At 72.9% G+C, this 25,923-nt stretch carries 24 protein-coding genes and 1 riboswitch; of the genes, 8 read left to right on the top strand and 16 right to left on the bottom strand.

The window, feature by feature from the left end; genetic code table 11:
- The first annotated feature begins 136 nt into the window (after nt 1-136).
- The gene (locus tag GA0070619_RS03570) at nt 137-3,742 is read left to right on the top strand and encodes a hypothetical protein (protein WP_088946735.1); all 3,606 of its coding nucleotides are present in this window, start codon (nt 137-139) and stop codon (nt 3,740-3,742) included.
- A 32-nt stretch (nt 3,743-3,774) separates the two neighbouring features.
- On the opposite strand, the gene pspM is transcribed toward GA0070619_RS03570, so the two are convergent.
- From pspM to GA0070619_RS03535, 7 genes are all read right to left on the bottom strand, one after another.
- Nucleotides 3,775-4,563 (bottom strand): phage shock envelope stress response protein PspM, encoded by a 789-nt coding sequence (gene pspM / locus GA0070619_RS03565; RefSeq protein WP_088946734.1) that lies wholly within the window; start codon nt 4,561-4,563, stop codon nt 3,775-3,777.
- A 23-nt stretch (nt 4,564-4,586) separates the two neighbouring features.
- Nucleotides 4,587-5,459: a PspA/IM30 family protein gene (locus GA0070619_RS03560; protein WP_088946733.1), complete on the bottom strand. Its 873-nt coding sequence runs from the start codon at nt 5,457-5,459 to the stop codon at nt 4,587-4,589.
- Nucleotides 5,460-5,658: 199 nt separating this feature from the next.
- Entirely contained in the window at nt 5,659-6,099 is a 441-nt protein-coding gene (locus tag GA0070619_RS03555) for a helix-turn-helix domain-containing protein (RefSeq protein WP_088946732.1), read from the bottom strand.
- A 407-nt stretch (nt 6,100-6,506) separates the two neighbouring features.
- Entirely contained in the window at nt 6,507-7,064 is a 558-nt protein-coding gene (locus tag GA0070619_RS03550; protein ID WP_088951526.1) for a CinA family protein, read from the bottom strand.
- A gap of 207 nt (nt 7,065-7,271) precedes the next feature.
- The gene (gene pgsA, locus GA0070619_RS03545; RefSeq protein WP_088946731.1) at nt 7,272-7,865 is read right to left on the bottom strand and encodes a CDP-diacylglycerol--glycerol-3-phosphate 3-phosphatidyltransferase; all 594 of its coding nucleotides are present in this window, start codon (nt 7,863-7,865) and stop codon (nt 7,272-7,274) included.
- A 77-nt stretch (nt 7,866-7,942) separates the two neighbouring features.
- Complete coding sequence (gene rimO / locus GA0070619_RS03540) at nt 7,943-9,451, bottom strand: 30S ribosomal protein S12 methylthiotransferase RimO (RefSeq protein ID WP_088951525.1); 1,509 nt, start codon at nt 9,449-9,451, stop codon at nt 7,943-7,945.
- Between the two features lie 88 nt (nt 9,452-9,539).
- Nucleotides 9,540-10,463 (bottom strand): ornithine cyclodeaminase family protein, encoded by a 924-nt coding sequence (locus GA0070619_RS03535; protein WP_088946730.1) that lies wholly within the window; start codon nt 10,461-10,463, stop codon nt 9,540-9,542.
- Between the two features lie 92 nt (nt 10,464-10,555).
- Nucleotides 10,556-10,628: riboswitch (guanidine-III (ykkC-III) riboswitch) on the top strand.
- A gap of 56 nt (nt 10,629-10,684) precedes the next feature.
- Here GA0070619_RS03535 and sugE point away from each other — a divergent pair.
- Nucleotides 10,685-10,999: a quaternary ammonium compound efflux SMR transporter SugE gene (gene sugE, locus GA0070619_RS03530; RefSeq protein WP_088946729.1), complete on the top strand. Its 315-nt coding sequence runs from the start codon at nt 10,685-10,687 to the stop codon at nt 10,997-10,999.
- Nucleotides 11,000-11,073: 74 nt separating this feature from the next.
- Entirely contained in the window at nt 11,074-11,319 is a 246-nt protein-coding gene (locus tag GA0070619_RS03525) for a hypothetical protein (protein ID WP_088946728.1), read from the top strand.
- A 100-nt stretch (nt 11,320-11,419) separates the two neighbouring features.
- On the opposite strand, the gene GA0070619_RS03520 is transcribed toward GA0070619_RS03525, so the two are convergent.
- Complete coding sequence (locus tag GA0070619_RS03520) at nt 11,420-13,879, bottom strand: FtsK/SpoIIIE family DNA translocase (protein WP_088946727.1); 2,460 nt, start codon at nt 13,877-13,879, stop codon at nt 11,420-11,422.
- Between the two features lie 113 nt (nt 13,880-13,992).
- Here GA0070619_RS03520 and GA0070619_RS03515 point away from each other — a divergent pair, with 113 nt between their 5' ends.
- From GA0070619_RS03515 to GA0070619_RS03505, 3 genes are all read left to right on the top strand, one after another.
- Nucleotides 13,993-14,472, top strand: coding sequence for a type III secretion system chaperone family protein (locus GA0070619_RS03515; RefSeq protein WP_088946726.1), 480 nt, complete (start codon nt 13,993-13,995; stop codon nt 14,470-14,472).
- Nucleotides 14,469-16,142, top strand: a complete 1,674-nt coding sequence (locus GA0070619_RS03510) for a type III secretion system chaperone family protein (protein ID WP_157743891.1) — start codon at nt 14,469-14,471, stop codon at nt 16,140-16,142. Before GA0070619_RS03515 ends, GA0070619_RS03510 begins: the two co-directional genes overlap by 4 nt.
- 81 nt (nt 16,143-16,223) lie before the next feature.
- Complete coding sequence (locus GA0070619_RS03505) at nt 16,224-16,406, top strand: LPXTG cell wall anchor domain-containing protein (protein WP_231927250.1); 183 nt, start codon at nt 16,224-16,226, stop codon at nt 16,404-16,406.
- Between the two features lie 80 nt (nt 16,407-16,486).
- Here the strand turns inward: GA0070619_RS03505 and GA0070619_RS03500 are convergent, their stop codons facing one another.
- The 5 genes from GA0070619_RS03500 to GA0070619_RS03480 all read right to left on the bottom strand — a co-directional run bounded on the left by GA0070619_RS03500 (nt 16,487) and on the right by GA0070619_RS03480 (nt 22,101).
- Nucleotides 16,487-18,175: a ribonuclease J gene (locus GA0070619_RS03500; RefSeq protein WP_088946724.1), complete on the bottom strand. Its 1,689-nt coding sequence runs from the start codon at nt 18,173-18,175 to the stop codon at nt 16,487-16,489.
- 52 nt (nt 18,176-18,227) lie between these two features.
- Nucleotides 18,228-19,154: a 4-hydroxy-tetrahydrodipicolinate synthase gene (dapA, locus tag GA0070619_RS03495; RefSeq protein ID WP_088946723.1), complete on the bottom strand. Its 927-nt coding sequence runs from the start codon at nt 19,152-19,154 to the stop codon at nt 18,228-18,230.
- Nucleotides 19,155-19,201: 47 nt separating this feature from the next.
- Nucleotides 19,202-19,942, bottom strand: a complete 741-nt coding sequence (gene thyX / locus GA0070619_RS03490) for an FAD-dependent thymidylate synthase (protein WP_088951523.1) — start codon at nt 19,940-19,942, stop codon at nt 19,202-19,204.
- A gap of 262 nt (nt 19,943-20,204) precedes the next feature.
- A complete protein-coding gene (locus GA0070619_RS03485) occupies nt 20,205-20,807 on the bottom strand; it encodes a DUF2752 domain-containing protein (protein WP_231927440.1) in 603 nt (200 codons plus the stop codon).
- Between the two features lie 64 nt (nt 20,808-20,871).
- Entirely contained in the window at nt 20,872-22,101 is a 1,230-nt protein-coding gene (locus tag GA0070619_RS03480) for a winged helix-turn-helix domain-containing protein (RefSeq protein WP_088946722.1), read from the bottom strand.
- Between the two features lie 79 nt (nt 22,102-22,180).
- Here GA0070619_RS03480 and GA0070619_RS03475 point away from each other — a divergent pair, with 79 nt between their 5' ends.
- Nucleotides 22,181-22,732 (top strand): GNAT family N-acetyltransferase, encoded by a 552-nt coding sequence (locus tag GA0070619_RS03475; protein ID WP_088946721.1) that lies wholly within the window; start codon nt 22,181-22,183, stop codon nt 22,730-22,732.
- On the opposite strand, the gene GA0070619_RS03470 is transcribed toward GA0070619_RS03475, so the two are convergent.
- Complete coding sequence (locus GA0070619_RS03470; RefSeq protein ID WP_088946720.1) at nt 22,631-23,905, bottom strand: glycosyltransferase family 87 protein; 1,275 nt, start codon at nt 23,903-23,905, stop codon at nt 22,631-22,633. The two genes, GA0070619_RS03475 and GA0070619_RS03470, sit on opposite strands and share 102 nt — an antisense overlap.
- A gap of 35 nt (nt 23,906-23,940) precedes the next feature.
- Between GA0070619_RS03470 and GA0070619_RS03465 the strand changes: the two genes are divergently transcribed.
- On the top strand, nt 23,941-24,525 hold the full coding sequence (locus GA0070619_RS03465) for a GNAT family N-acetyltransferase (protein WP_088946719.1): 585 nt from the start codon (nt 23,941-23,943) through the stop codon (nt 24,523-24,525).
- Nucleotides 24,526-24,570: 45 nt separating this feature from the next.
- Here GA0070619_RS03465 and GA0070619_RS03460 read toward each other — a convergent pair whose 3' ends face one another.
- Complete coding sequence (locus GA0070619_RS03460) at nt 24,571-25,056, bottom strand: GNAT family N-acetyltransferase (RefSeq protein WP_088946718.1); 486 nt, start codon at nt 25,054-25,056, stop codon at nt 24,571-24,573.
- A 61-nt stretch (nt 25,057-25,117) separates the two neighbouring features.
- Complete coding sequence (gene dapB / locus GA0070619_RS03455) at nt 25,118-25,885, bottom strand: 4-hydroxy-tetrahydrodipicolinate reductase (RefSeq protein WP_088946717.1); 768 nt, start codon at nt 25,883-25,885, stop codon at nt 25,118-25,120.
- Nucleotides 25,886-25,923 lie beyond the last annotated feature (38 nt).

Below are 25,923 nucleotides of genomic sequence, written 5' to 3'. Positions count from 1 at the left end.
GAAACGGACGATTGGGTAATTCCTATCCGGCCGCCGAAGTCGCATGCTGCGGTTGAACCCTCACCGACCGTCAGCAGAGTGCCGAGGTCCGCCACGCCGGGGTGGCGGACGTCGTGCCCCGACCCCGGGGAGAGTCATGGCGATGTTCCGCAGGCTCCGCTCCACCTTCTTCGAGCGGACCACCCGCCAGACCAACGGCCGGACGGCGTCCGTGCCGGCCGCGCGTACCGCCGAGGAGACCACGCCGGCACCAAGTCTGGACCCGGCCGTGGTGCCGCGCAGCTTCGGTCCCGTGCCGAACTTCGCCCACAGTCCCCGCCCGGCGCGTGACCCCGCGGGGCGGGTGGTGCCGGGCACCGGGCTGCGCAAGTTCGTCGACCCGCTGCCCGTTCCGGGCCAGCAGAGCCGCACCGACCTCGGCAGCCACCTGCCGGTGGCAGCCCCGGACACCATCAGCTATCCGGGATGCGACTACTACGAGATCGGCCTCCAGGAGTACGCGCAGCGGCTGCACCGGGACCTGCCGGCCACCCGGCTGCGCGGCTACCGGCAGCTCAACCTGGGCACCGACGAGACGGGCCACAACACGGTGGCACCCCCCGAACGGCCCTGGCACCTCGGCCCGATGATCCTCGCCCGCCGGGGTCGACCGGTCCGGGTGAAGTTCATCAACCAGCTCCCCACCGGCCGGGCCGGCGAGTTGTTCCTGCCCGTGGACGACACGATCGAGGGTGCCGGTCCCGGCCCGCTGGACGGGCCGGCCCCGTACCCGCAGAACCGGGCGGTGCTGCACCTGGCCGGGGCGCAGACCGGCTGGACCAGCGCGGGCAACCCGGGGCAGTGGATCACTCCGGCCGGGGAGATCACCCCGTACCCGACCGGGGCGGGCGTGACGCCCGTGCCGGACATGCCGGCGCCGGGTGCCGGGGCCACCACCCTCTACTACCCAAACGAGCAGAGCGGCCGGCTGCTGTGGTTGCACGACAACACCCTCGGCCTGGCCCGGCTCACCGTCTACGGCGGTCAGCTCGCGCTCTACCTGCTCACCGACCCGGCCGAGGACCAACTCGTCGCCGACGACGTGCTGCCGGCCGACCAGCTGCCGCTGGTGATCGAGGACAAGACGTTCGTGCCCGACGACACCCAACTCGCCGCCGAGGACCCGACCTGGGACCGGGAACGCTGGGGTGCCCGGGGAAGCCTCTGGCACCCCCACGTGTACCAGCCGCGGCAGAACCCGTACCGGTCCGGCGGACGCAACCCCACCGGCCGGTGGGACTACGGCCCCTGGTCGCGCAACCCCACCCCGGGCGGCACCCGCACCGACGGGTGGGCCCCGAACCCGCACCACGACCCGGTGGACGCGCCGGACGAACCGCCGCTGAGCCCTGGGCTGCCGCACCCGTCGGCGGTCCCCGAGGCGTACGGCGACACCCCGCTCGTCAACGGCGTCGCCTACCCGTACCTGGAGGTTCGGCCGCGCGCGTACCGGTTCCGGATCCTCAACGCCTGCCTGGACCGCAGCCTCAACCTCCAGCTCTACCGCGCCTGCTCCGACGCGGCGATGTGGACGGCCGACGGCGCGCTCGCCGACGCCGACGCCGGCGAGGTGCCGATGGTGCCCGCCGTGCGGGCCGCGGACCGACCGGCCGGGTGGCCGACCGACGGACGCGACGGCGGCGTGCCGGACCCGCGCACGGCCGGGCCCGAGTTCATCCAGATCGGCAACGAGGCCGGGCTGCTGCCCGCCCCGGTGGTGCTGCCGAACCGGCCGATCGGCTACCGGTACGACCGACTCGACCCGACAGTGCTGAACGTCGACCGGCACACCCTGCTGCTCGCCCCGGGTGAGCGGGCCGACGTGCTGGTCGACTTCTCCGCCGTGCCACCGGGCAGCACGCTGATCCTGTACAACGACGCCCCCGCTCCGCTGCCGGGCTACGACCCCCGCTACGACCAGCACACCGACGCAGCGGACCGGACCGCCGAGGGTGGCCCGCCGCCCACCGAGCCGGGGTACGGCCCGAACACCCGCACCCTGCTCCAGTTCCGGATCACCGGGACACCCGCGCCGCCGTACGACCTGGCCCGGCTACGGGAGAGGCTGCCCGTGGCGTACGCGGCCAGCCAACGCCCGCCGATCGTGCCGCAGCCGGCGTACGACCCGGCGTTCGGCACCCGCACAACGTCGGAGACGGCGGTGCCGGTGCACGCCACCACTGTGACGTTCACTCCGGCGGGCGGTGCCGGCCCGGTGACCCTGCCGATCGCGGTCAAGGCCGCCCAGCAGGTCTTCGAGCCGGATCACGGCCGGTGGGCCGGCCGGCTCGGCGTCGGGCACCCGCAGGCCGGGCCGCTCAACCCGACGACGCTGCCGCTGGGCCCGACCGATCCGGTGACCGAGGTGCTCTTCGCCACCGATCCCGCCGTACCGGTGGGCACCCCGACCGATGGCACCCAGCTCTGGCGGATCAGTGGCAACGTCCGGCAGACCGAGCCCCTGCACTTCGGCGGCTGCGACGTGCAGGTGGTCAACCGGGCCGGCTGGGACGGCACGCTGCGGCCGCCGCACGGCACGGAGCTGGGCTGGAAGGACGTCGTCCGGGTCAACCCCCGGGAGGACGTCGTGGTGGCGTTGCGCCCGGTCGCCCCGGTGCTGCCGTTCAAGCTGGGCGACAGCGTCCGGCTGCTCGACCCGGGCCTCCCGGCCGGGGCGCGCACCGGGTCGACGCCGGTCAGCCCCGCGGACGGGCGGCCCGCCACGGTGGCCAACCAACTGGTCAACCTGGGCTGGGAGTACCGCTGGCACAGCCACCTCGCCGGCCACCGCGACGGCGGGATGACCCGGCCGCTGGTCCTGCGGGTGGCGCCGAAGGCACCGACCGGGCTGACCGCCACACCGGCGCCCGGCTCGGCCACCGCGCTACCCGCGATCGCCCTGGCCTGGACCAGCAACGGCGGGCGACCACCTGCCACCAGCCACCTGCTGCAACGGGCCACCGACGCGACCTTCGGCGGCGAGGTCACCACGATCACCGTCGCGGCCGCCGCCACCCGGTACACGGACGCGACAGTCACCCCCGGGGTGACGTACCACTACCGGATCCGGGCGGAGAACACCGTCAGCTACTCGTCCTGGTCGAACGGGGTGCCCGCCTCGGTGCACCTGGCGGCACCGAGCGGCCTGGTCGCGGCGCTGCCGCCAGCCGCGCCGCTGCGGGTGGCGCTGCGCTGGGCGAACCGGTCGTTCGCCACCGGCATCGACGTGCAGCGGGCGACCAACCCGACGTTCACCAGCGGCCCGGGCACCACGGCGATCGGGGTCAGCGACAACCACCTGGACGTCACTGTCGCACCGGACACCACGTACTACTACCGGGTTCGGACCACCTACCTGGGCGCCGCCTCGGCCTGGTCGACAGTCGCCACGGTGAGCTGCCCACCCGCACCCGGCACCCCCAGCGGGGTGAGCGCAACGGCCAGCGCTCCCGGGCCGGACACGGCGACGGTGATCCTGGCCTGGGCGGCGAGCACACCCACCGGCCCCGGGTCCGGGTTCATCGTGCAGCGGGCACTGGACCCGGCATTCGACCGGGAGGTCGCCACCTTCACCGTGACCGGTCGAGGCTTCACCAACACGGGGCTGGCCCGGGGCGTTACCTACCACTACCGGATCCGGTCGTTCAACGTCGTGGGCAATTCGCCGTACACCGGCCTGGTGCTGGTCACGACACCACAGTGACCGGCCCGACGGGCCGGCCGTCGGCGCTGCTCTCAGCGGGTCGGCGCGCGCAGCGGCGTGCCGACGGCGCGCAGCTCGGCCAGGGCGCCGGCGACGCCGTGCAGCAGGTCGGTCGCCTCGGTGAGCCGGTCGGCGGCCGGGTGGGCGGCCTCCGGTCGGGCGTCCTCGGCCAGGTAGCCGGCGGCAGCGACCACCAGCCGCTCGTAGGCCGCGACCCCGCTCTCCAGTTGGCCGGTCAGCACGGCGTGCGCCTCGGCCAGCGGCGCCCGGGCGTCGGCCGGGGCCAGCCGCAGCGCACGTTCGACGCTGGCCACCCGTGCGGCCAGGTCGCGCAACGAAGCATCGGCGGTGGCGGCCTCCTGCACGGCCGGCCCGGCCAGCCCGGTGAGCCGGGGGGCCATCCCGGCCAGGGTGAGTGCCGCCCGATCCAGTCGGGCCCACTGCTCGCCCGCGCTGGTGCCGCGCAGGGCGATCCGGGAGCGGACCCGGCGAACCTCGGCCAGCACGCCCGGGCCGACCGGCAGCCGCTCGACGGCGGCGATCAACCGGGCCCGCGACCGGGCCGCAGCCTCGGCCGGATCGAGCGCGGGGGGCGCCGGCTGGGCGGCCAGGGCGCGCGCGTCGATCCACCGCCAGGCGGCGAGCGCCACCGCGCTGCCCGCGGCGCCGGCCCAGGCCGCGTCGGGCAGACCAAGGCCGGCGTACGGGGTCAGCACCGCCGCCGCGCCGCCGAGCCCACCGGCCAGCACGCTCCACCGCCGGGCGGAGCGGCGAAGCCGGTCCAGCCTCCGGAAGTATCGAGTCCGCTCGTCTGCTGCCACCCTGACCCCCTCGGTCCGGTCGTTCAGCCGGCGGCGGTCGGGTCGCCGGTGCCGCGCTCGCGAGCCATGCTGGCGCGCAGCTCGTCCAGCCGGGCGGCGGCCGTCGGGTCGGTGGCCGGGCCGGCCTTCTCGCCCTGCGGCACGGCCGGTCGCTGCGACGCGCCGCCGAGCTGCTCCCCCGCCATGCTGGATCGGATCTGCTCCAGCCGGGCGGAGCCGGCCGAGTCGATGGTTGACTTCTGGATCTCCAACATCCGGCCCTCGACGGAGTTGCCGGCCAGCTCGGCGCGGCCCATCGCGTTGGCGTAGCGCCGCTCGATGCGGTCGCGCACCTCGTCCAGGGACGGGGTGTTGGTGGGCGCGGTCAACGACGACATCGACTCCAGCGAGCGGGCCACCGTCTCCTGCATCTTGGCCTGCTCCAGCTGGCTGAGCAGCTTGGTGCGCTCGGCGAGCTTCTGCTGGAGGATCATCGAGTTGTTCTCGACCGCACGGCGGGCCTGGGCTGCGGCACCCAACGCCTGGTCGTGCAGGGTCTTGAGGTCTTCGGTGGCCTGCTCGGAGGAGACCAACTGGGTGGCCAGGGTCTGCGCCGACTGCTCGAACCGCACCGCCTCGGCCTCGTCACCCTTGGCCCGGGCCTGGTCGGACAGCACCAGGGCCTGTCGGGCGTTGCCCTGCAACCGCTCGACCTCGGACATCTGCCGGGACAGCTTCATCTCCAGCTGACGCTGGTTGCCGATCACGGCGGCGGCCTGCTGGACCAGCGCCTGGTGCTGCCGCTGGGCATCCTCGATGGCCTGCTGGATCTGCACCTTGGGATCGGCGTGCTCGTCGATCTTCGCACCGAAGAGCGCCATCAGGTAGTTCCAACCCTTGACGAACGGGTTCGCCATCTCCGCGGTATCCCCTCAGTAGCGTCGCTCCACCACAGCCGGGCCGGATGGACCGACCGACCACGACCGGCCGGTCTCCATCGTCCCAGCCGAACGCCAACGAGGCATCCGTACGGGGCGGTCGACGGCACCGGCAGCTCCTGCGGGCCACCCTACGCGGCCGGGGCCAGCCCGCCCATGGTCAACCGGAAGGACGGGCTCAGGCCGCGCAGACCACGTCCCGATCGCGCTCGTTCGGGCGGACGCGGGCACTGCGCAGCGTGGCCTTGAGCGGCGAATCCTGACGGACCGACACGGCGACCTTGCCATCGGAGGTGACCTGACGCACACCCCGGTTGGTGCTCTTGGACGCGGCCGAGGAATCGGCCTGCTCCTCCTGCATCGAGACGAGCACCCCGGGCATCTGCTCGGCGAGCGCCACGGTGTCGCTCACCTCACGCAGCAGCTCGGACAGGCGCGCGCCGAGGGCGTCGCAGATCGCGGCGAGCAGCTCGCTGGACGGCTCTTTGTGCCCCCGCTCGATCTCGGAGAGGTAACCGAGGCTGACGTTGGCGGCGGTGGAGACCTCACGCAGCGTGCGCTGCTGGCCTTGCCGGCGCGCCCGCAGTGCGTCACCGATCACCCGGCGTAGCAGGATCATCGCACCTCCCCCTGAGGGATACCTCGCGCCCGCCGTTGGGCAGCCGGTCGCGGCGGACCGCGCCGACCCCGAACGTCGGAGCCTTCCCGCAACCGTACCCGTTGCGGGCCCGGCCGACATCCCGCCCCGCCCGTCGGTTCGCCAGCGTGGGCTCACCGGCGCGCGGCATCGCCCGTTCCGGCCCTGTCCCGGGTGCCCCCGGCGGTCTCGGCTGGATCTTCCGGCCCGTCGACTTCTGGGGCCTAGGGCCTGTTTCATAAGGGCGGTCGAGCCGAGGCGGAGTCCGGGCGGCGAGCCGGCAAGGCGCGGTTTCGTCCGGATACCGGTGTTGTATCTGGACGAGACCGCAACGCCGCCGGTCGTCGTCCGGGCCCGCCGCAGGCCGGCCAGTCCTTGTGAAACAGGCCCTAGGGGTGGTCGGTCGCGGGTTCGGGGACCTGGGCGTCGGGGCCGGAGCCCTGGGCGTCGGGGTCGAGGTCGGGGTCCTTCACGTCGGCGTCGTGGATCCGCTCGGCGAGTAGCCGCAGAGCCTCGATCACCGCGACCGCGCGGACGTGGTCCCGCCCGCCGTCCAGGTCGAGCTGGCGGACCTCCCCACCGTTGGGACCGGCGACCGCGACGTAGACCAGGCCGACGGGCTTGTCGTCCTGCGGTTCGGGGCCGGCGACGCCGGTGGTCGCCACCCCCCAGTCCGCGCCGCAGCGCTGGCGACCGCCCTCGGCGAGGGCCGCCGCCACGTCCGGGTCCACCGGCCCCCGCTCGGACAGCAGGTCGGTGGGGACGCCCGCCAGGGTGCCCTTCAACTCGGTGGCGTAGACCACGAGGCCACCCCGGTAGATCCCGCTGACCCCGGCGATGTCGACGATCGACGCGGCCAGCGACCCGCCGGTGAGCGATTCCACAGTCGCGAGGGTCTCGTGCCGCTGCACCAACCGGTGCACCACACCCGCCGCCGCGCTGCCCATCACGGCCTCGTCCGACGCCGCACCATCCGACGGCCGCTCGACACCACCACTAGCCTCGCGCTGCATGAATTCGTCCTTCCCCACCCAACGGCCCCCAACCCTGCCCACCCGATCGCGTCGATCATGAAGTTATCGCCCCGACACGCCGCTGCGGATGGCAACAACTTCATGATCAACGGAGGGGGTGGGTGGGGTGGGGTTGGGTTTTTAGCGGGGGCGGCGGAGGCGTAGGGCCTGGGCTATGTAGTCGAAGCCGGTGGCGACCGTGACCACGACGGCGGCGGCCATGATCCACGGGCCGACGGCGGCCAGGGCGGCCGGCATCGGCCAGAGGTACCAGGCGATGGCCAGGATCTGGAGCGCCGTCTTGACCTTGCCGCCTCGGCTGGCGGCGATCACACCGTGCCGGATCACCCAGAACCGCAGGCCGGTGATGCCCAGCTCGCGGACGAGGATCAGCGCGGTCACCCACCAGGGCAGAAGGTCGTACCAGGAGAGCAGCACCAGGGCCGCGCCGGTGAGCGCCTTGTCGGCGATCGGGTCGGCCACCTTGCCGACCGAGGTGACCAGCCCGAACCGGCGGGCGATCCACCCGTCCACCAGGTCGGTAGCCGAGGCCACCGCGAAGATCAGGCACGCCGCCATCCGCCAGCCGGAGTGGGTCATCCCGGACACCACCACCGAGGCGGCGAAGACCGGCACCAGCACCAGCCGCAGGGCGGTCAGCGCGTTGGCCGCGTTGAGGACGGGCACCACCGCCACCACCGCCCGGCCGGGCGTCGACTCCGTCGCCCCGGTCACCGCCGCACCCCGCTCGGGTCGCCGTGGCGTTCCCGGTACCGCACCACGTGGCTCCCCCGCTCCGCTCGGGCCCGCCGTCACCGTGCCGCGCCGGGCGCCGCCGAGATCATCTCATCCGGCACGGCGAGCAGGTCCACCCCTTCGGTGCCGGTCACCGTTGCGCGCACCAGGTCACCCGGGCGCAGCGCGGAGAGGTCGACCCCACCCTCGGCCGGGGCGACCAGGGTGGTGGAGCCGTCCACCTCCGGCGCCTGGTGCGCCGCCCGGCCCTCCACCACGCCGTCCTCGATCGAGTCGACCAGCACCTCGATCGTCGAGCCGAGGCGGTCCTCGGCCCGCTGCGAGCAGAGCTCGTCAGCGAGCGCGCTGAGCCGGTCGTACCGTCGCTTGATCGTGGCGGCGGAGACCTTGCCGGGCAGGCCGGCGGCCTCGGTGCCGTCCTCGTCGCTGTAGTCGAACATGCCGATCGCGTCGAGCCGGGCCTCGGTCAGGAACCGCACCAGCTCGTCGACGTCGGCGCGCGTCTCGCCGGGGAACCCGACGATGAAGTTGCTCCGGGCGCCAGCGTCCGGGGCCAGCGCACGGGCGCTCGCCAGCAGCTCCAGGAACCGGTCGGTGGAGCCGAAACGCCGCATCCGGCGCAGCACCGGCTCGCTGGAGTGCTGGAACGACAGGTCGAAGTACGGGGCCACGCCCGGGGTGTTGGCGATCGCCTCGACCAGCCCGGGCCGGGTCTCGGCCGGCTGGAGGTAGCTCGCCCGCACCCGGACGATGCCGGTCACGGCGGCGAGCTGCGGCAGCAGCTTCTCCAACGCGCGGGGGTCGCCCAGGTCCTTGCCGTACGAGGTGGAGTTCTCGCTGACCAGCACCAGCTCCCGTACGCCGGACTTGGCCAGCCACTCCGCCTCGGCGAGCAGCTCGTCCGGCGTACGCGAGACGAACGCCCCACGGAAGGCGGGGATGGCACAGAACGCGCAGCGCCGGTCGCAGCCGCTGGCGAGCTTCAGCGAGGCCACCGGGCCGGTGTCCAGTCGACGGCGCAGGATCTGCCGCAGGTGTGCCGGGGTGTGCTCGTCGGTGTCGGTGGTGGTGCGGGTCACGGTGCCGTGCCCGGGCAGGGACACGCCGCTGTCGCGCCGCTTCACCGGGGTCAACGGCAGCAGCTCCCGCCGGTCCCGGGGGGTGTGCGCGGTGATCTGCTCACCGGCGACGACCGCGTTCAGCCGGGCGGCGATGTCCGGGTAGTCGTCGAAGCTCAACACCGCCTGCGCCTCGGGCAGGCTGTCGGCGAGCTCCCGGCCGTACCGCTCGGCCATGCAGCCGGCTGCGACGACCTTGGCCCCGGTGCCGGCGGCGGCGAGCAGGGTCTGGATGGAATCCTGCTTGGCCTTCTCCACGAAACCGCAGGTGTTGACGACCACCACGTCGGCGCCCTCGCCGTCGGTGCTCACCTGCCAGCCGTCGGCGTGCAGCCGGGCGGCCAGCTCCTCCGAGTCGACCTCGTTGCGGGCACAGCCGAGGGTCAGGAGGGCGACACGACGGCCCTCGGCGTGGTCGGAAGGAGAAGGAGCGGTGGCAGACACCATCCGAGGGTACCGGGCCGGCCGGGGAACCCCACGCACGCGGGCTGCGGGCACGACCCACGCACCGTCGTTCCGCCCCGCCCGCGGCCGGTCAGCGCGCCGCGACACCGACGCGGGTCAACGCGTCGAGCAGGAAGACCTCGGTCCCGGCCAGGCCGGTGGAGCAGAAGACGGAGACCTGGTCGGCGGTGGTCCGGCCGGGGGCCGCGCCGGCCAGGATGCCGCCCAGGTCGCGCAACCGCTCGGCGTACGGGGGTGTGGCCGCGAGCATGGGCGGCTGGTAGTCCGCCGCCTGGGCCGGTGAGTCGGTGACCAGCAGGTCGGCGGTGTCCAGCAGGTCGGTGCCGAATTCGCTGCGGTTGAGTTGCTTGAAGCCGACGGCGTTGACGTGCGTGCCGGGGCTGAGGTCGGCGGCGCAGAGCACCGGGGTCGGGCTGGTGGTGGCGAGCACCACCAGGTCGCGCCCTGCGACGGCCGCGCCCGGGGTGGTCACCGCGCGGGCCGGCACACCCAGCTCGGCGCGGACCCGGGCGGCGAAGGCGTCCCGCCGAGCGGCGGAGCGGCTGTGCACCACCACCTCGCGCAGCGGGCGGACGGTCGCGGCGGCCCAGACCTGCGTCCACGCCTGCCGGCCGGAGCCGATCACACCGAGGGTGGCCGCGTCCGGGCGGGCCAGCGCGTCGACCGCGAGGCCGCCCAACCCTCCGGTACGCCGGGAGCCCAACTCCTCGCCGACCGCCACCGCCCGGATCACCCCGGTGCGGGCGTCGTGCAGCACCACCAACTGTTCACCCTGCTCGTGGCCGAAGGTGTCGTAGGAGCGGAAGCCGTACCACTCGCCGACCAGGTGCCCGGCGGTGAGCACCATCCGCCCCCCGTCGAGCGGGGCGGCGGCCCGAGGCGGAGCGATCAGCCGTCCCTCGTACGCGGCCAGGAGAGCGGCCCGCATGGCGGCGACCGTGGTGGCGGCGTCCAGCGCGGCGGCGACCTCGGGGTCGGCGTAGAGCAGAGTCATGCCAGCAATACTGCAAGTTGAAGTGAAGTGGAGGTCAACGGGCCGTGGCGGGAGTCACCGCCCGACGCCCGGCGCCGGTGCTAGCGTCGGCTTCGGTGGCCCCGGATGCTCGTGGCCGCCCCGGACGAGTGGTGGGCGTACCCGGTCAGGCCAAGACGCCCCGTGTGACGTGCAGACTCGTCCCGGCGCGACAGCCCGGGCGCCTTTTCGTGAGGTGGACGATGGCTTGGCTCGTGCTGGTGATCTCGGGACTGTTGGAGACGGCCTGGGCGATCGCCCTGGACCGCAGCGCCGGCTTCAGCCGGCTGACCCCGTCCGTGGTGTTCGTGGTGACCCTGCTCCTGAGCATGGCCGGGCTGTCGTACGCCCTGCGGGAGATCCCGGTCGGCACCGGGTACGCGGTCTGGGTCGGCATCGGCGCGGTCGGCACCGCGCTGGTCGGGATGCTGGCGCTCGGCGAGTCGGCGAGCCTGCCCCGGATCCTCTGCCTGCTGCTGGTGGTCGTGGGCGTGATCGGTCTGAAGATCTTCCACTGAGGAAGTACGCGTGACAAGTCCGCACAGTGGGTAGTCATCGATCCGTCACGACAGGCTCTCACACGGAGGAAGACATGGCCGACATGCCGAGCACCGCCCGTCCCCGCAGCAACGCCGCCCGCATCCTCACCATCGTGGGCTTCGTCTTCGCGGTCCTCGCCCTGCTGCTCAGCCCGATCATCTTCGGCGTGCTCGGCGTGATCGCGGGCATCGTCGGCGCCGTGCTGGGCGACAAGCCGCTCGGCTGGTACGCCGCCGCGGCCAGCGTCGTCGCCGCGATCCTCGGCGTGGTGGTCTTCGCCGCGTTGATGAATAACTGACACGCTTTCCCAGCCACGGGCCCGCCTTGTCTCGGCGGGCCCGTCGTGCGTTCCGGGGTCGGTCGTACCGTCGACCGGCCCTCGCAGCGCTATCCCCCGGTCATTCCCCGTCGCCGCGCAGGCCGGCCAGGACGTCCTCCAGCTCGTCCGGCTTGACCAGCACGTCGCGCGCCTTCGACCCCTCCGACGGCCCGACCACCCCACGGGTCTCCATCAGGTCCATCAGACGGCCCGCCTTCGCGAAACCGACCCGCAGCTTGCGCTGGAGCATCGAGGTCGAGCCGAACTGCGAGGTGACCACCAGCTCCACCGCCTGCACCAACAGGTCCAGGTCGTCGCCGATGTCCTCGTCGGGCTTCTTCTTGGTCTCCTGCGCGGGGGCCAGCACGTCCTTGCGGAACTCCGGCTCGCGCTGGTCCTTGCAGAACTTGACGACGTCGGCGATCTCCCGCTCGGTGACCCAGGCGCCCTGGATGCGGACCGGCTTGGAGGCACCCATCGGCAGGAACAGCCCGTCGCCACGGCCGAGCAGCTTCTCCGCGCCCGGCTGGTCGAGGATGACCCGCGAGTCCGCGAGCGAGGAGGTGGCGAACGCCAGCCGGGACGGCACGTTCGCCTTGATCAGACCGGTCACCACGTCGACCGAAGGGCGCTGGGTCGCCAAGACCAGGTGGATGCCGGCGGCCCGGGCGAGCTGGGTGATCCGGACGACCGAGTCCTCCACGTCGCGCGGCGCGACCATCATCAGATCGGCCAGCTCGTCCACGATCACCAACAGGTACGGGTACGGGCGCATCTCCCGTTCGCTGCCCGGCGGGGCCTTGATCTCGCCGTTGCGGACCTTGCGGTTGAAGTCGTCGATGTGCCGAACCCCGTTGGCGGCGAGGTCGTCGTAGCGCATGTCCATCTCGCGGACCACCCAGTCCAGCGAGTCGGCCGCCTTCTTGGCGTTGGTCACGATCGGGGTGACCAGGTGCGGGATGCCCTCGTAGCCGGTCATCTCGACCCGCTTCGGGTCGATCAGCAGCAGCCGCACCTCGTCCGGGGTGGCCCGGGTGAGGATGGACACCAGCAGGGTGTTGAGGCAGCTCGACTTGCCCGCGCCGGTGGCGCCGGCGATGAGGATGTGCGGCATCTTGGCAAGGTTGGCCACCACGTAGCCACCCTCGATGTCCTTGCCGAGGGCCACCACCATCGGGTGGTGGTCGCTGGTCGCCGCCCGTGAGCGCAGCACGTCACCGAGGGCGACGTTCTCCGGGTCGGTGTTCGGGATCTCCACGCCGACGGCGCTCTTACCCGGGATCGGGCTGAGGATCCGCACGTCCGGCGACTTCACCGCGTACGCGATGTTGCGGGACAGCTGGGTGATCCGTTCGACCTTGACGCCGTGCCCCAACTCCACCTCGTAGCGGGTGACCGTCGGGCCGCGGGTGAAGCCGGTGACCGCCGCGTCCACATCGAACTGGTCGAACACGCCGGTCAGCGCGGCGATCACCTCGTCGTTGGCCTTGCTGCGGGTCTTCGCGGCGGCGCCGGCGCTGAGCATGTTGGGCGGCGGGAGGGTGTAGTCCCCGGAGAGCCCGGTCAACGCGAGCTGCTCGGCCCGGGTCGGCGCGGGCGAGTGCTCCGGCGGCTCGACCGGCGGCTTGCGGCTCGCCGGCACCTTCGCCGGCGACTTGCGCGGCAGCACCATGGTTTCCTGGAGGTCCGCGCCGTCCAGGTCCTCGAAGTCGTCCGGGTCGAGCGGCGGAGGCATCCGCTTCGCCGGCCGCTTACGCGTCGGCTTCGCGGCCTGCTCGTCGGCGTCCTCCGTGGAGGAGTCCGGTGCGGCGACCAGCCCACCGGCGAGCAGCCCGAGGCGCTCGGGGATCTTGTTGATCGGCGTCGCGGTCACCACGAGCAGACCGAAGAGCAGCAGCAGGACCAGCAGCGGCACCGCCACCCAGGCGGTGACGGCCCGCTCCAGCAGACCACCGACGCCCGCGCCGACCAGACCGCCCGCGAAGTCACGCTCCAGCGGGTCGGCCGGGTCCTGGCCGATCTGGAGCAGCGCTGCGGTCGAGACCAGCAGCGAACCCCAGCCGATCAGCCCACGGCCCCGGTGCTCGGGGTCGGCCGGCTGACGCATCAGCCGCCACGCCCCGATCATCAGCAGCACCGGCACGACCACCGAGATCGCGCCCAGGAACAGCCGGATCGTGTCGGCCAGTCGCGCGCCCACCGGGCCCGCTCCGGAGAGCCAGAGCGCCACGGCGGAGAGCAGGGCGAGCCCGAACAGCAGCAGCCCGGCGCCGTCGCGGCGGTGCTCCGGGTCGAGGTCGCGGGCCGAGGCGGCCTGCCGGCCGGCGGCCCGCACCGCCCAGCCCATCCCGTGTGCCAGACCCATCCACAGTGCGCCGACCGCCCGGCCCACGTAGACGGCCGGGCCGGGCCGGGCGGGCGCGGTGCGCCGCCGGACCGGTGCCCGGGTCTTCTTCGCCGGTTGACGGGCACGACTGTTGGTGCCACCGCGCGGCGACGCGCCGCGCCGCCGGCTCGCCTGAGAGGTACGGCCCGCCATAGAGTCACGGTAACGGTGGGGCCGGGCAGATCCCCGCTTTTCCGGGTCGTGTCCGCGCGTCGCAACACGACCGCCACTGCCGGTCGTGATATCCGCCTCAGAAGGGATGCCCCATGGCGTCGCCGGAAACCGCGGGCGATCCCGACGATCCGCTGGCCGGGCACCCCGGTGCGCTGCGTCCACTGAGCGGCGAACTGGTCGCCGCGGTGCTCGCCGCCCGTGGCCGGTCCGTCGGCCTGACCGTGGACGGCGAGTTGGTGGGCCGCTTCGACGACAACATGATCTGGTTCCTCCGCCTGGGCGGCGACGGGGAGCTGCTCCAGGTACGCACCATGGTCACTCCCACCTTCGGAATCGAGCAGGTGCCCGCCCTGTACGCCTTCTGCAACTCGTGGAACCACGACCGGCTCTGGCCGAAGGCGTTCGTGCACGTCGACGACGACGGTCGAGCCCGGGTCTACGGCGAGGTGATCACCGACCTGGAACGCGGGGTGACCCCGCACCAGCTCGACCAACTGCTCGACTGTGGCATCTCCACCGGCTGCCAGCTCGCCGTGGCGGTCCGTCGACTGCCCGGCGCGGTGCTGTCGTGACCGGCCGGGACGAGTTCACGGGCAGTCGCACCAACCGGGCCGGCGCTGCGCCCGACGGCCCGGTCGGCGGGGGCCGCCTTCCGGCGCTGGAGGCCGCGCTCGCCGATGCCCGGGACCTGCCCGACGGCCCGGACCGGCAGGTGACCCTGGAACGGCTCGCCGAGCGCGCCGACGCCGCCGGGGACGTCCGGTCCGGGGTGGACGCCCGGTTCGCGCTGATCGAGGCGTACCTGCTCGACGGGGAGCGGTGGCGCCTGGTCGAGCCGGTCCGGCGCTGCCGGGCGGCCGCCGACCACCGACCCGAGCTGCTGACCGACAACGAGACCGGGCTGCTGCTGCGCTACCAGCGGTACGCGGTGGAGGCACTGCTCGGCACCCCCCGGGTCGGGCTGGACCAGACCAGGGCCCTGCTGCACGACCTGGCCCACCGGGTCGGCACGGACGGTCCGGACGCGCCAACCGTCGCGGAGCTGCACTGCCGAATCGCCGATCACCTGGGCGACGAGCCCACCGCCCGCCACTGGTATGAACGGTGGTCCGGGAAACGGCCCGGCCCCGCCGGTGGCTGCCCGGGCTGCGCCTCCGCTCGGCGGGCGGAGCTGCTGGCCGGCTGGGGTGAGTGGCGAGCCGCGCTCGGCGAGCTGGAGAAGCGCGACGGCGAACCGGAGCCCTGCACCGACCAGCCCGAACGGGACCTGGTCGCCGGCCTGCTGCCCGCCCTGCGGGCCGGGGAGCCGGAGCGGGCCGCGGCGGCCCACGTGCGGGCGTACCGCCGGCACCGGCGTGAGCCGGCCGCCTTCCCGTACCTCGCCGCGCACCTGCGGTTCTGCGCGTTGGGTGGGCACCTGGAACGAGGGCTGACCATCCTGACCGAACAGCTGCCCAGACTGGACCGGCCCAGCGACGACCTCGCCGCGATGGAGTTCGCCGCCGCCGGTGCGCTGGTCTGCACTCTGGCCGAGGAGGCCGGGCTGGGTGGGCGACCGCTGCCCCGACCGGCGTACGGCGGACGACCCGCCACTGAGCCGGACGTGTCCACACTCGGCGCCCTGCTGCTCGGGGTGGCCAGTGAACTGGCCGGCAGCTTCGACGCCCGCAACGGCACCGGCCACCACTCCGGCCGGATGGCCGCCTGGCTCGCGGAGCGCCCGCTCACCGCACCGGTCGTGCTGCCCGCCGACGACGAGCCGGACGGGCCCGACGCCGACGGGTCTGCCGAGCCCGACGCCGACGGGTCCGACGAGGCGAGCGGGTCGGGCGAGCGGGAGCTGATGGCGCTGACCGTCGACATGATCACCGCGGTACTGGACCGGCGCGGCGACCAGTACCTGGTGGAGGAAGGCGACACCGTCGTCGGCCGGTGGGGCGGCGTGGTGATCCAGTTCCGGCGGGCCGGCGAACGTGGCGAGGTGCTGCACGCCCGGGCAATGGCCGCCCGCCGGCTGCCGGCGACCCGCCGCTCCGAGGCGTACGCGTTCTGTAACGCCTGGAACCATGACCGGCTGCTGCCCAAGGCCTACGCGCACGACATCGGCGAGGAGTTGGTGCTGGCCGGCGACGTGGCCACCGATCTGACCCACGGGGTGGCCCCGGCGCAGCTCACGGTGCTGGTCGACGCGGCCATCGCCACCGGCGTCGCCTACGCCGAGGCGGTCGCGGCGCTCCCCTAGTCGCGAACAGGGCGAATGGTTGCGCTCCGGGGCGCGACTGTGCGACATCCGACAGGACGCAACCGGACGTGCCGCGTCGATGTGCCACGGCCATCACCGACCGCCACCGCAGGCCCGACCGCCACCGCAACCACGTCCGCCCCGGAGGCGGCGCAACTGCCCCGCACCGGTGTCTCCGGCAGCACGTACGGCCTCATCGGAGCGGCCCTGCTGGCCCTCGGGGTCGGGCTGCTGGTGCTGCGGCGGCGACTGTTCCGGGGCTGAGCCGGAACACCTCCTGAACGAGTCGGGCCGGCCACCGACATCCACGGGGAATGTCGGCCACCGGCCCGGTCACGCGTGTGTCAGACCTCGACGACGGTGGGCACGATCATCGGGCGACGACGGTACTTGTCGTTGACCCACCGCCCCACCGTGCGCCGGACGATCTGCTGGAGCTGGTGCGGGTCGGTGATGCCGTCCGCCGCGGCCCGGTTGAGCGCCTCGGTGACCAGCGGGACCACCGGGTTGAACGCCTCCGGGTCCTCGGAGAAGCCCTTCGCGGACAGCGTCGGGCCGGCGACCACCTTGCCGGTGACCGAGTCCACGACGACGGTGGTGGCGATGAAGCCGCCGTCGCCGAGGATCCGCCGCTCGGTGAGCAGCGACTCGCTGACGTCACCGACTGCGAGGCCGTCCACGTAGACGTACCGGCTCTTCACGTGCCCGACCAGTGTGGCGCGACCCTCGACCAGGTCGACCACGTCGCCGTCCTCGCAGATCACCACCCGGTCGGCGGCGACCCCAGACTCGATGCCGAGCCGGGCGTGGGCACGCAGGTGGCGCCACTCGCCGTGCACGGGCATCAGGTTGCTGGGCCGAACCACGTTGAGCAGGTAGAGCAGCTCTCCGGCGGGGGCGTGCCCGGAGACGTGCACCTTCGCGACGTCCTTGTGCACGACGACCGCGCCGGCCCGGGCAAGCCGGTTGATCACCCGGTAGACCGAGGTCTCGTTGCCGGGCACCAGCGAGGAGGCCAGCACGACGGTGTCGCCGGGGGCGATGGTGATGTGCCGGTGATCGCCGCTGGCCATCCGGCCCAGCGCGCTCATCGGCTCACCCTGCGAACCGGTGGACATCAGCACGATCTCGTCCGGCGGCAGCGTGGTGGCCTCGTCGATGCTGATAACCAGCCCGGCCGGGATGTTGAGCAGGCCGAGGTCCCGGGCGATGCCCATGTTGCGAACCATGGACCGCCCGATCAACGCGACCTTGCGGCCATGCTCCGCGGCGGAGTCGAAGACCTGCTGCACGCGGTGCACGTGCGACGCGAACGACGCCACGATGATGCGGCCCTTGGCCTTCGCGAAGATCGAGTCGAGCACCGGCCCGATCTCCCGCTCCGGGGTGACGAAGCCGGGAATCTCCGCGTTGGTGGAGTCGGACAGCAACAGGTCGACACCTTCGGCGCCGAGCCGGGCGAAGCCGGCCAGGTCGGTGATCCGACCGTCCAGCGGGAGCTGGTCCATCTTGAAGTCGCCGGTGTGCAGCACCAGGCCCGCAGGGGTGCGGATGGCCACCGCGAGGGCATCCGGGATCGAGTGGTTGACCGCGAAGAACTCACACTCGAACGGGCCGAGCCGCTCCCGGCCGCCCTCCCGCACGGTCAGCGTGTACGGCTGGATCCGCCGCTCGGCCAACTTGGCCTCGACCAGGGCGAGGGTGAACTGTGAGCCGACCAGCGGGATGTCGGGCTTGTGGGCGAGCAGGTAGGGCACCGCGCCGATGTGGTCCTCGTGACCGTGCGTCAGCACGATCGCCTGGACGTCGGCAAGCCGGTCCAGGATCGGCCCGAAGTCGGGCAGGATCAGGTCCACACCTGGCTGCTCGACGTCGGGGAACAGGACCCCGCAGTCGACGATCAGCAACTTGCCGTCGAACTCGAAGACGGTCATGTTCCGACCAATGGCGCCGAGCCCGCCGAGCGGGATGATCCGCAGGCCACCTTCCGGCAGCGGCGGGGGTAGTTCCGCCTCGATGTGCGCCTCGGTCACGCGTCCACCTCAATCTGCGACGCCGTCACTCGGCGTCCATCGTGTCGTTTGATCATTCGGGCAGCTCCATGCCCGCTGCCGCGAAGTCCGCGCGCAGCTGGGCGATCTCGTCGTTGGTGGCGTCCACCAGCGGGGGTCGCACCGGGCCGGCCGGCAGACCCAGCGATGCCAGGCCCGCCTTCACCAGGATCGTGCCCTGCGTGCGGAAGATGCCGGTGAACAGCGGCAGCAGCCGCCGGTGCAGCGCCAGCGCGGTCGGCATGTCCCCCGCGTCGTACGCCTCGATCATCTGTGCGGCCAGCGCCCCGGTGAAGTGCGTCGAGGTGCCGACCAGGCCCACGCTGCCGACGGCCAGCGCCGGCAGGGTGAGGGCGTCCTCGCCGCTGTAGAAGGCGAGGGCGGTCCGGCTGGTCACCCAACTTGTGGCGGTCAGGTCGCCCTTGGCGTCCTTGACCGCGACGATCCGGCCGTGCTCGGCGAGCCGGACCAGCGTCTCGGTGTCGATCGGCACGCCGGAGCGGTGTGGGATGTCGTACAGCATCACCGGGAGGCCGGTGGCGTCGGCCACCGCGGTGAAGTGCCGCAACAACCCGCTCTGCGGCGGCTTGTTGTAGTACGGGGTCACCACCAGCAGACCGTGCGCACCTGCCTTCTCGGCGGCGGCGGCCAGCTCGATGGTGTGCCGGGTGTCGTTGGTGCCGACCCCGGCGACCACCTTGGCGCGGTCACCGACGGCCTCCACCACGGCCCGGATCAGGTGGTCCTTCTCCGCCTCGGTGGTGGTCGGCGACTCGCCGGTGGTGCCGTTGACCACCAGTGCGTCGTTGCCCTGCTCGTCGACCAGGTGGCTCGCCAGCCGGGCGGCGCCGTCGAGGTCGAGCGAGCCGTCGGGGGTGAACGGGCTCACCATGGCGGTGAGCAGCCGGCCGAAGGGGCGGGACGCCGGTCGTGCCGCGGCGTCGAGGTGGTCGTGCGTCATACCCTCCAACCTAGCGGACGACCAGCCGGGGCCCGCCGGGGAAGGGCTCAGGACGCCTCGTGCGGGCTGGCCGCCACCTCGGTGCCGTCCGGCAGCGTGGAGATCACGAAGTCGGCGAACACGTTGGGGGCGACGTCCTGGAGCTGCCGCAGGCACTCCACGGCCAGCTCACGGATCTCCACATCGGCGTGCTCGGTGGCGCGCATCGCGACGAAGTGCCGCCACGCCCGGTAGTTGCCGGTGACCACGATCCGCGTCTCGGTGGCGTTGGGCAGCACCGCCCGGGCCGCCTGCCGGGCCTGCTTGCGGCGCAGCGTGGGGTTCGGTTCGTCGGAGAAGCGCTTTTCGAGGCCCTCCAACAACTCGTTGTACGCCCGAACGCTCGCCTCGGCGGCCTCGGTGAACTTCTTGTGCAGCTCCGGGTCGTCGGCGATGACCGCCGGCTCGACCATGGCCGCGTCCCGCTCCGGGACGTAACGCTGGGACAGCTGGGAGTACGAGAAGTGCCGGTGCCGGATCAACTCGTGGGTGAAGGAGCGCGACACCCCGGTGAAGTAGAAGGTGACCGACCCGTGCTCCAGCACCGACAGGTGCCCGACCTCCAGGATGTGCGCCAGGTAACCGGCGTTGGTGGCGGTCGCCGGGTTCGGCTTCTTCCACGACTGGTAGCAGGCCCGGCCGGCGAACTCGGCGAGCGCCTGGCCACCTTCCGCGTCGGTCGACCACGGCACGTCGTCCGGGGCCGCGAACTGGGTCCACGCGATCAACTTGACCTGGGGCTGCACCATCTCCGGCATGCCAGGGACTGTAGTGGCGCGGTGCCTCCCGCCCCAACTCAGGCACGCCTCGTGCAATGTCGATCACTCAGACCGCGGGCGGCACCGCCGCCGGGACGCGCCCGCCTGCGCGGCGCTCGCCGCGTGATCGACTCGGGTTCCTGGAAGTCGGGGTGTCCGGGGCGGGTGGACGGCCCGCTTCCCTGAATGCCGAGTCGATCATGGGAGTGCAGCACATGCCGGCGGTGTGGCGATCCTCGAGCGGCAGGCGCGCTCAGACGTACAGCGAGGTGAACGGCGCCCAGGGCAGGTTGCGCAACACCGAGAAGGCCAGCCACGCGCCCATGAACCCGACGATGACCTTCGAGCTGAGTCGCAACTCCGGCAGTCGCCAACCGAACGCCTGGTTTCCCGCCCAGGCCACGAAGAGGTACGCGAGGAACGGCAGCGCGAAGACGAACAGGAAGTGGTGCCGGGCGGCGGCCGGCAGGTCGGCGTGCAGCACGTACCAGAGTGCGCGGGTGCCTCCGCAGCCCGGGCAGTCCAGCCCGGTGGTCAACTTCAGCAGACAGGTGGGCGCGGCGTCCGGGGCGGCGTGGGTCGGATTGCTGAGCAACGCGTAGCCCATGCCGATGGCGACGCAACCGACCGCGGCCAGCGGCACCGCCCAGCGCGGTGAACGCTCGTAGAGCCGCAGCACGAACCGCGTGATCCGGTCCGGCTTCAGTTCCGCGTAACCATCCGGCGGGACCGTCGGCCAGCCGGCCGGACCCGAGCCACCCGATGCCGCGCCACCCGATGCCGGGTCGGCCGGGACCTCGCCGGCCGATGCCAGGCCGGTCGGACCGGAGCTGGTCGACACCGCGCCGACAGGCACCGGGTGAACCGCCCCGGGGGCGGGCTGCGGCTGGTCGACCGGTCCGGGAGCGCTCGTCACGCGCTCACGGTACACCGGACACGCCGGTCAACGCGGCGGTGAGCGGACCGGCCAGGTCGCCGGCCGTGGGCGGCTCCACCGCGTCCAGACCGAGCCAGCCGGCGAGTCGGTGCAGCTCGGCGGCGAGCGCCACAGCGGTCTCCCCCGGGTCGGCGCCGGGCTCGACCCACGCGGCCGGCACCAGCAGCACACCGGCCTTGCGATCGGCCTTCAGGTCGACCCGGGCGGTGAACCGGTCGCCCTGCAGGAAGGGCAGCACGTAGTAGCCGTAGACCCGCTGTGGCGCCGGGACGTAGATCTCGATCCGGTAGCTGAAGTCGAACAACCTCTCGGTGCGGGCACGTTCCCAGATCAACGGGTCGAAGGGGCTGACCAGGGTGTTGCCGCGAATCCACCGGGGCAGCCGCGCGGACGCGTGCAGCCAGGCCGGCTGTCGCCAGCCCGCCACGGTGACCGGCACCAGCTCACCGGCCTCGGCCAGCTCCGCGACGGCTTGGCGGGCACCGGCCAGCGGCAGTCGGAAGTAGTCGCGCAGCTCCGGCTCGGCGGCCACCCCGAGCGACCGCGCGGCGAGGGCGACCAGCGTGCGGTACGCCTCGGCGTCGGTCGGGGTGGGCGCGGCCAGCACCGCCGCGGGCAGCACCCGCTCGGGCAGGTCGTAGCGGCGGGCGAAGGAGGTGCTGCGCTCCGCGGCGGTCACCTCGCCGGCCCAGAAGAGGAACTCCAACGCCCGTTTGACCGCCGACCAGTTCCACCCCCAGTTGCCCGTCTCCCGAGGTGCGTCGTGCTCGATCTCGGCAGCCGTCAGCGGGCCGCGGGCGGCCACCTCGTCGCGAACCCAGCGGACCAGCTCCGGCTGCTCCTGGGCGATCCGCTGCATGCCACCCCAGGAATCGCTGTGCGCGCGAGCCATCCGCCAGCGCAGCACCGGGTGCAGCTCGACCGGCACCAGCGACGCCTCATGACCCCAGTATTCGAACAACTCGCGGGGGCGGCGGTAGGCGGCCTGGTCGAGCAACCTGGTCGGGTAGGGCCCGAGCCGGCTGTAGAGCGGCAGGTAGTGCGCGCGTTGCAACACGTTGACCGAGTCCATCTGGATCAACCCGACCCGGTCCAGCACCCGGCGCAGATGCCGGCGCGTCGGCACGCCGGTTGGCGCGGGGTCGGCGAAGCCCTGGGCGGCGAGCGCCACGCGGCGGGCCTGGGCGAGCGAGAGTGATTCCGGTGCGGTCATCGTCGGCGACGATAATTCATCGGTACGACGCCGGTGCGGGAAGCTGGACGCGACGGCCAACGGGGCATAGAACGGTGCAATGCTGACCATCCGTCGGGAGGAGCCGGACGACGCCGAAGCCGTCGCCCGGGTGCACGTGCACGGCTGGCAGGCGGGCTACGCCGGCTTCATGCCGGACGAGGTGCTGCGGCGGCTGAACGTGGCGGCGTGGGCACAGCGCCGTCGCGACATCGGCACCGCCGACCCCGAGCACCCGTTCACCACACTGCTCGGCGAGGTGGACGGGTTGGTCGTGGGCTTCACGACGTTCGGGCCGTACCGCCGCGACCAGGACCGCGACGACCTGGACCCGACGGTCGGGGAGGTGCTGGCGATCTACGTGGAGCCGGCGTGCTGGGGTGACGGGACCGCCACGTCGCTCCTGGCCGCCGCCCGGGCGGGGCTGCACGAGCGGGGCTGGACCGACTATCGGCTGTGGGTGCTGGCGGACAACCGGCGGGCCCGACGATTCTGTGAGCGGGCCGGGTTGTCACCGGACGGTGAGCAGTCGACCTACCAGGTGCCGCTTGCCGGTGGGAGCCCGCCGGTCGGGCTGGTCGAGCTGCGGTACGCCGGACGCCTCGACGGCTGAGCCGCCCGGGGTCAGCCAACGGCGGATCGGCAGGAAGGCCAGCAGCGCCAGGCTGATCCACACGTAGGCGTTGCTGCCCAGGAAGCCGTCGACCCCGGTGAAGTCCTTCTCCCAGAACCAGACGGTGCGGCTGATCAGCACCGCGTACCCGATGGTCGCGGCGACCAGCAGGACCCGCCGTCGGCGGCCGGCCGGCGCGGCCATCGCGTTGTCGACCAGCAGGATCAGCGCGGGCAGCAGCCAGACCAGGTGGTGCACCCAGGTGACCGGGCTGACCAGGCACATCACCGCGCCGGTCAACGCCAGGCCGGTCGCCTCGTCGCCGACCGCGACGGCGGCCCGGGACCGCCAGGCCCAGAGCGCCAGGGTGCCGAGCACCAGCAGCAGCCAGAGCAGGGTGCTCGGGTGCTGCGGGTCGAGCCGGGCGACGACCCCGCGCAGCGACTGGTTGGAGACGAAGGCGAGCTCGCCGACCCGGCCGGTGTTCCACAGCGCCTCGGTCCAGAACTCCCGGGACGCGTCGGGGAAGAGCGCACCGGCCAGAAGCGTCACCCCGGCGGCGGTGCCGCTGGCGGTGAGGGCCGCCCGCCATCGCCCGGTCACCAGCAGATAGACGATGAAGACACCCGGGGTCAGTTTGATCGCGGTGGCGAGCCCGATGCCCACCCCGGCCCACCGGTTGCCGGCCGGCAGCAGCCGCAGCAGATCCACGGCCACCAGGAACAGCAGCAGCGTGTTGACCTGACCGAAGTTGACCGTCTCCCGCATCGGTTCGAACGCGGCGGCCAGGCAGAGCGCCACGGCGAGCGCGAACCACCGGGTCCAGCCGGCCCGGCGGGCGATCGGGTCGATCAGCCACCAGAGCAGCACCGCGGTGGTGACCACGCTGGCGAGCACACTCACCACGATCGCGGCCGTCCACGGCAGGTACGCCATCGGCAGCATGACCAGCGCGGCGAACGGCGGGTACGTGAAGCCGTACTGGGTGCCCGGCTTGAGGTAGTCGTAGATCTCCCCGCCGTCGTGCACCCACCAGGTCAACGCGCCGTAGTAGACCTTCAGGTCGAAGAAACCGTGCCGGACGGCCGCGACGGCGAGGAACGCGGTGACCGCCGCAGCGAGCACCACCACCCCGGTGACCTGCGCGGTCGTCCTGTTGGCACCCTGCGCCACCGTCGCCTCCCTCGCCCTGCGTAGGCTTCCGTCCCATGGCTCTCGGGTACGTCCGCCCGGCGCGTCCCGAGGACGCCGGCGAGATCGCACGCATCCAGCTCGCAACCTGGCGGGTCGCGTACCGCCGCATTCTGCCTCGGCACGTGCTCGACAACCTGGACGAGGCGTTCCTCGCCCGGCGGTGGAGCGCCGCGGTGCTGGAGCCGCCCTCGGGCGCACACCGGGTGCTGGTCGCCGTCGAACAGGCCGAGCAATCGTATCTGGTGGGGTTCGCCGCCTCCGGCCCGGCTGACGCCGAGGCGTTGGCCCCGGGTGAGCCGGCCGACGCGCTCGGCCCCGACGTGGCCGCCGTGACCGACCTGCTGGTCGAGCCGCGGTGGGGCCGGCGTGGGCACGGCAGCCGGCTGCTCGCCGCCGCGGTCGACCTGTGGCGGTCCGACGGCCTGAGCCGGGCGGTGGCCTGGGCGTTCGAGGGTGACGAGGCGACCCGGAAGTTCCTCACCAGCACCGGTTGGGAGCTCGACGGCGCGGCCCGCGCGCTGGACGTCGACGACATGCTGGTGCCTCAGGTGCGCCTGCACGTCGGCGTCCCGGCGGAGAAGGTGCCCGCAGAAGAGTGACGCGGCCGGTGTGGCGGCCTCTGCCGGGCCGCTGCACCGTGTCGGTCAGCCCTTGTCCGACCCGCCATTGGCTTCGGCGACCAGCTCTTCGTCGTCGACCGCTCCGGTGGGGTGGAAGCCCAGGGAGGTGTAGAGGGCGGCGGCCGGGGTGTTGTCCGGGTGGTACGAGAGGCGGACCGGCGGGTTGCCCTCCCGCGCCGCCAGCCAGGGGGCCAGCGTCTGCACGGTGGCCCGGCCGACGCCCCGGCCCTGCTCGGCGGCGTCGATCAGCATTCCGCCGATCCAGTGCGAGCCGTCGTCGTCCACGCCCCACATGACGTGGCCGACGACCGTCTCGTCGGCGTACACGGCGAGCGAGGTCCACACCTCCGAGCGGCTGCTCAACAGCACGTACCGCGCGCCCAGCGCGGCCACGAACCGGCGCTGGTCGTCACGCGGGGCGACGTCGGCCACAGCCCGCCAGTTGTCGTCGTCGACCGGCCGGAGCGTCACCCGTCGCCCGGCCCGGTCCAGGTGTCCCCCATTGATCATCCGCCGGATGCTACCCGAGCTGGGGGCTCAGATCTTGGCCGCGTGGCGGAGGAACGGACCGTCAGTCGAGCAGGGCGTCCAGGCCGACGGTGAGGCCGGGGCGGTTGCGCACCGCGCGGACGGCCAGCAGCACGCCCGGCATGAACGACGCCCTGTCGTAGGAGTCGTGCCGGATGGTCAGCGTCTCGCCCGTGGTGCCGAAGAGCACCTCCTGGTGGGCGACGAGGCCGGTGGCACGAACGGCGTGGACGCGTACCCCGTCGATGTCGGCGCCGCGCGCGCCCGACACCTCGTCCTTGGTGGCGTCCGGCACCGGGCCGAGGCCGGCCTCCGCGCGGGCCCGGGCGATCTGCCGGGCGGTGTGGGTGGCGGTGCCGCTCGGGGCGTCCAGCTTGCGCGGGTGGTGCTGTTCGATGATCTCGACGGACTCGAAGTGCCGGGCGGCCCGCGCGGCGAACTGCATCATCAGCACCGCGCCGATGCCGAAGTTCGGGGCGATGACCACGCCCACCCCGGGCCTGTCGGCCAGCCAGCCACGCACCTGCTCCAGCCGCTGCTCGGTGAAGCCGGTCGTGCCGACGACCGCACTGATGCCCTGGTCGATGCACCAACGCAGGTTGTCCATGACGACATCGGGCGTGGTGAAGTCGACGACCACCTCGGCGGCGGACACGGCGGAGCGGCTGTCGCCCTGGTCGATCGACGCCGCGAGTTCGAGGTCGTCGGCGGCGTCGACGGCCTTGCAGACCTCGATGCCCATCCGGCCGCGGGCACCCAACACGCCGACCCGCAGCGGCTCGGCCGGGGTCTTGTCCTGCTCGTCAGTCACGGGGCACAACCTATCCCAATCGGGACGTGCCCTTCCGG

Origin of the sequence: Micromonospora zamorensis, from assembly GCF_900090275.1 — a bacterium.
In the GTDB taxonomy this organism is placed as follows: domain Bacteria; phylum Actinomycetota; class Actinomycetes; order Mycobacteriales; family Micromonosporaceae; genus Micromonospora; species Micromonospora zamorensis.
The sequence above is the reverse complement of the archived record's forward strand: the minus strand, read 5'-3'. Positions and strand labels throughout refer to the sequence as shown.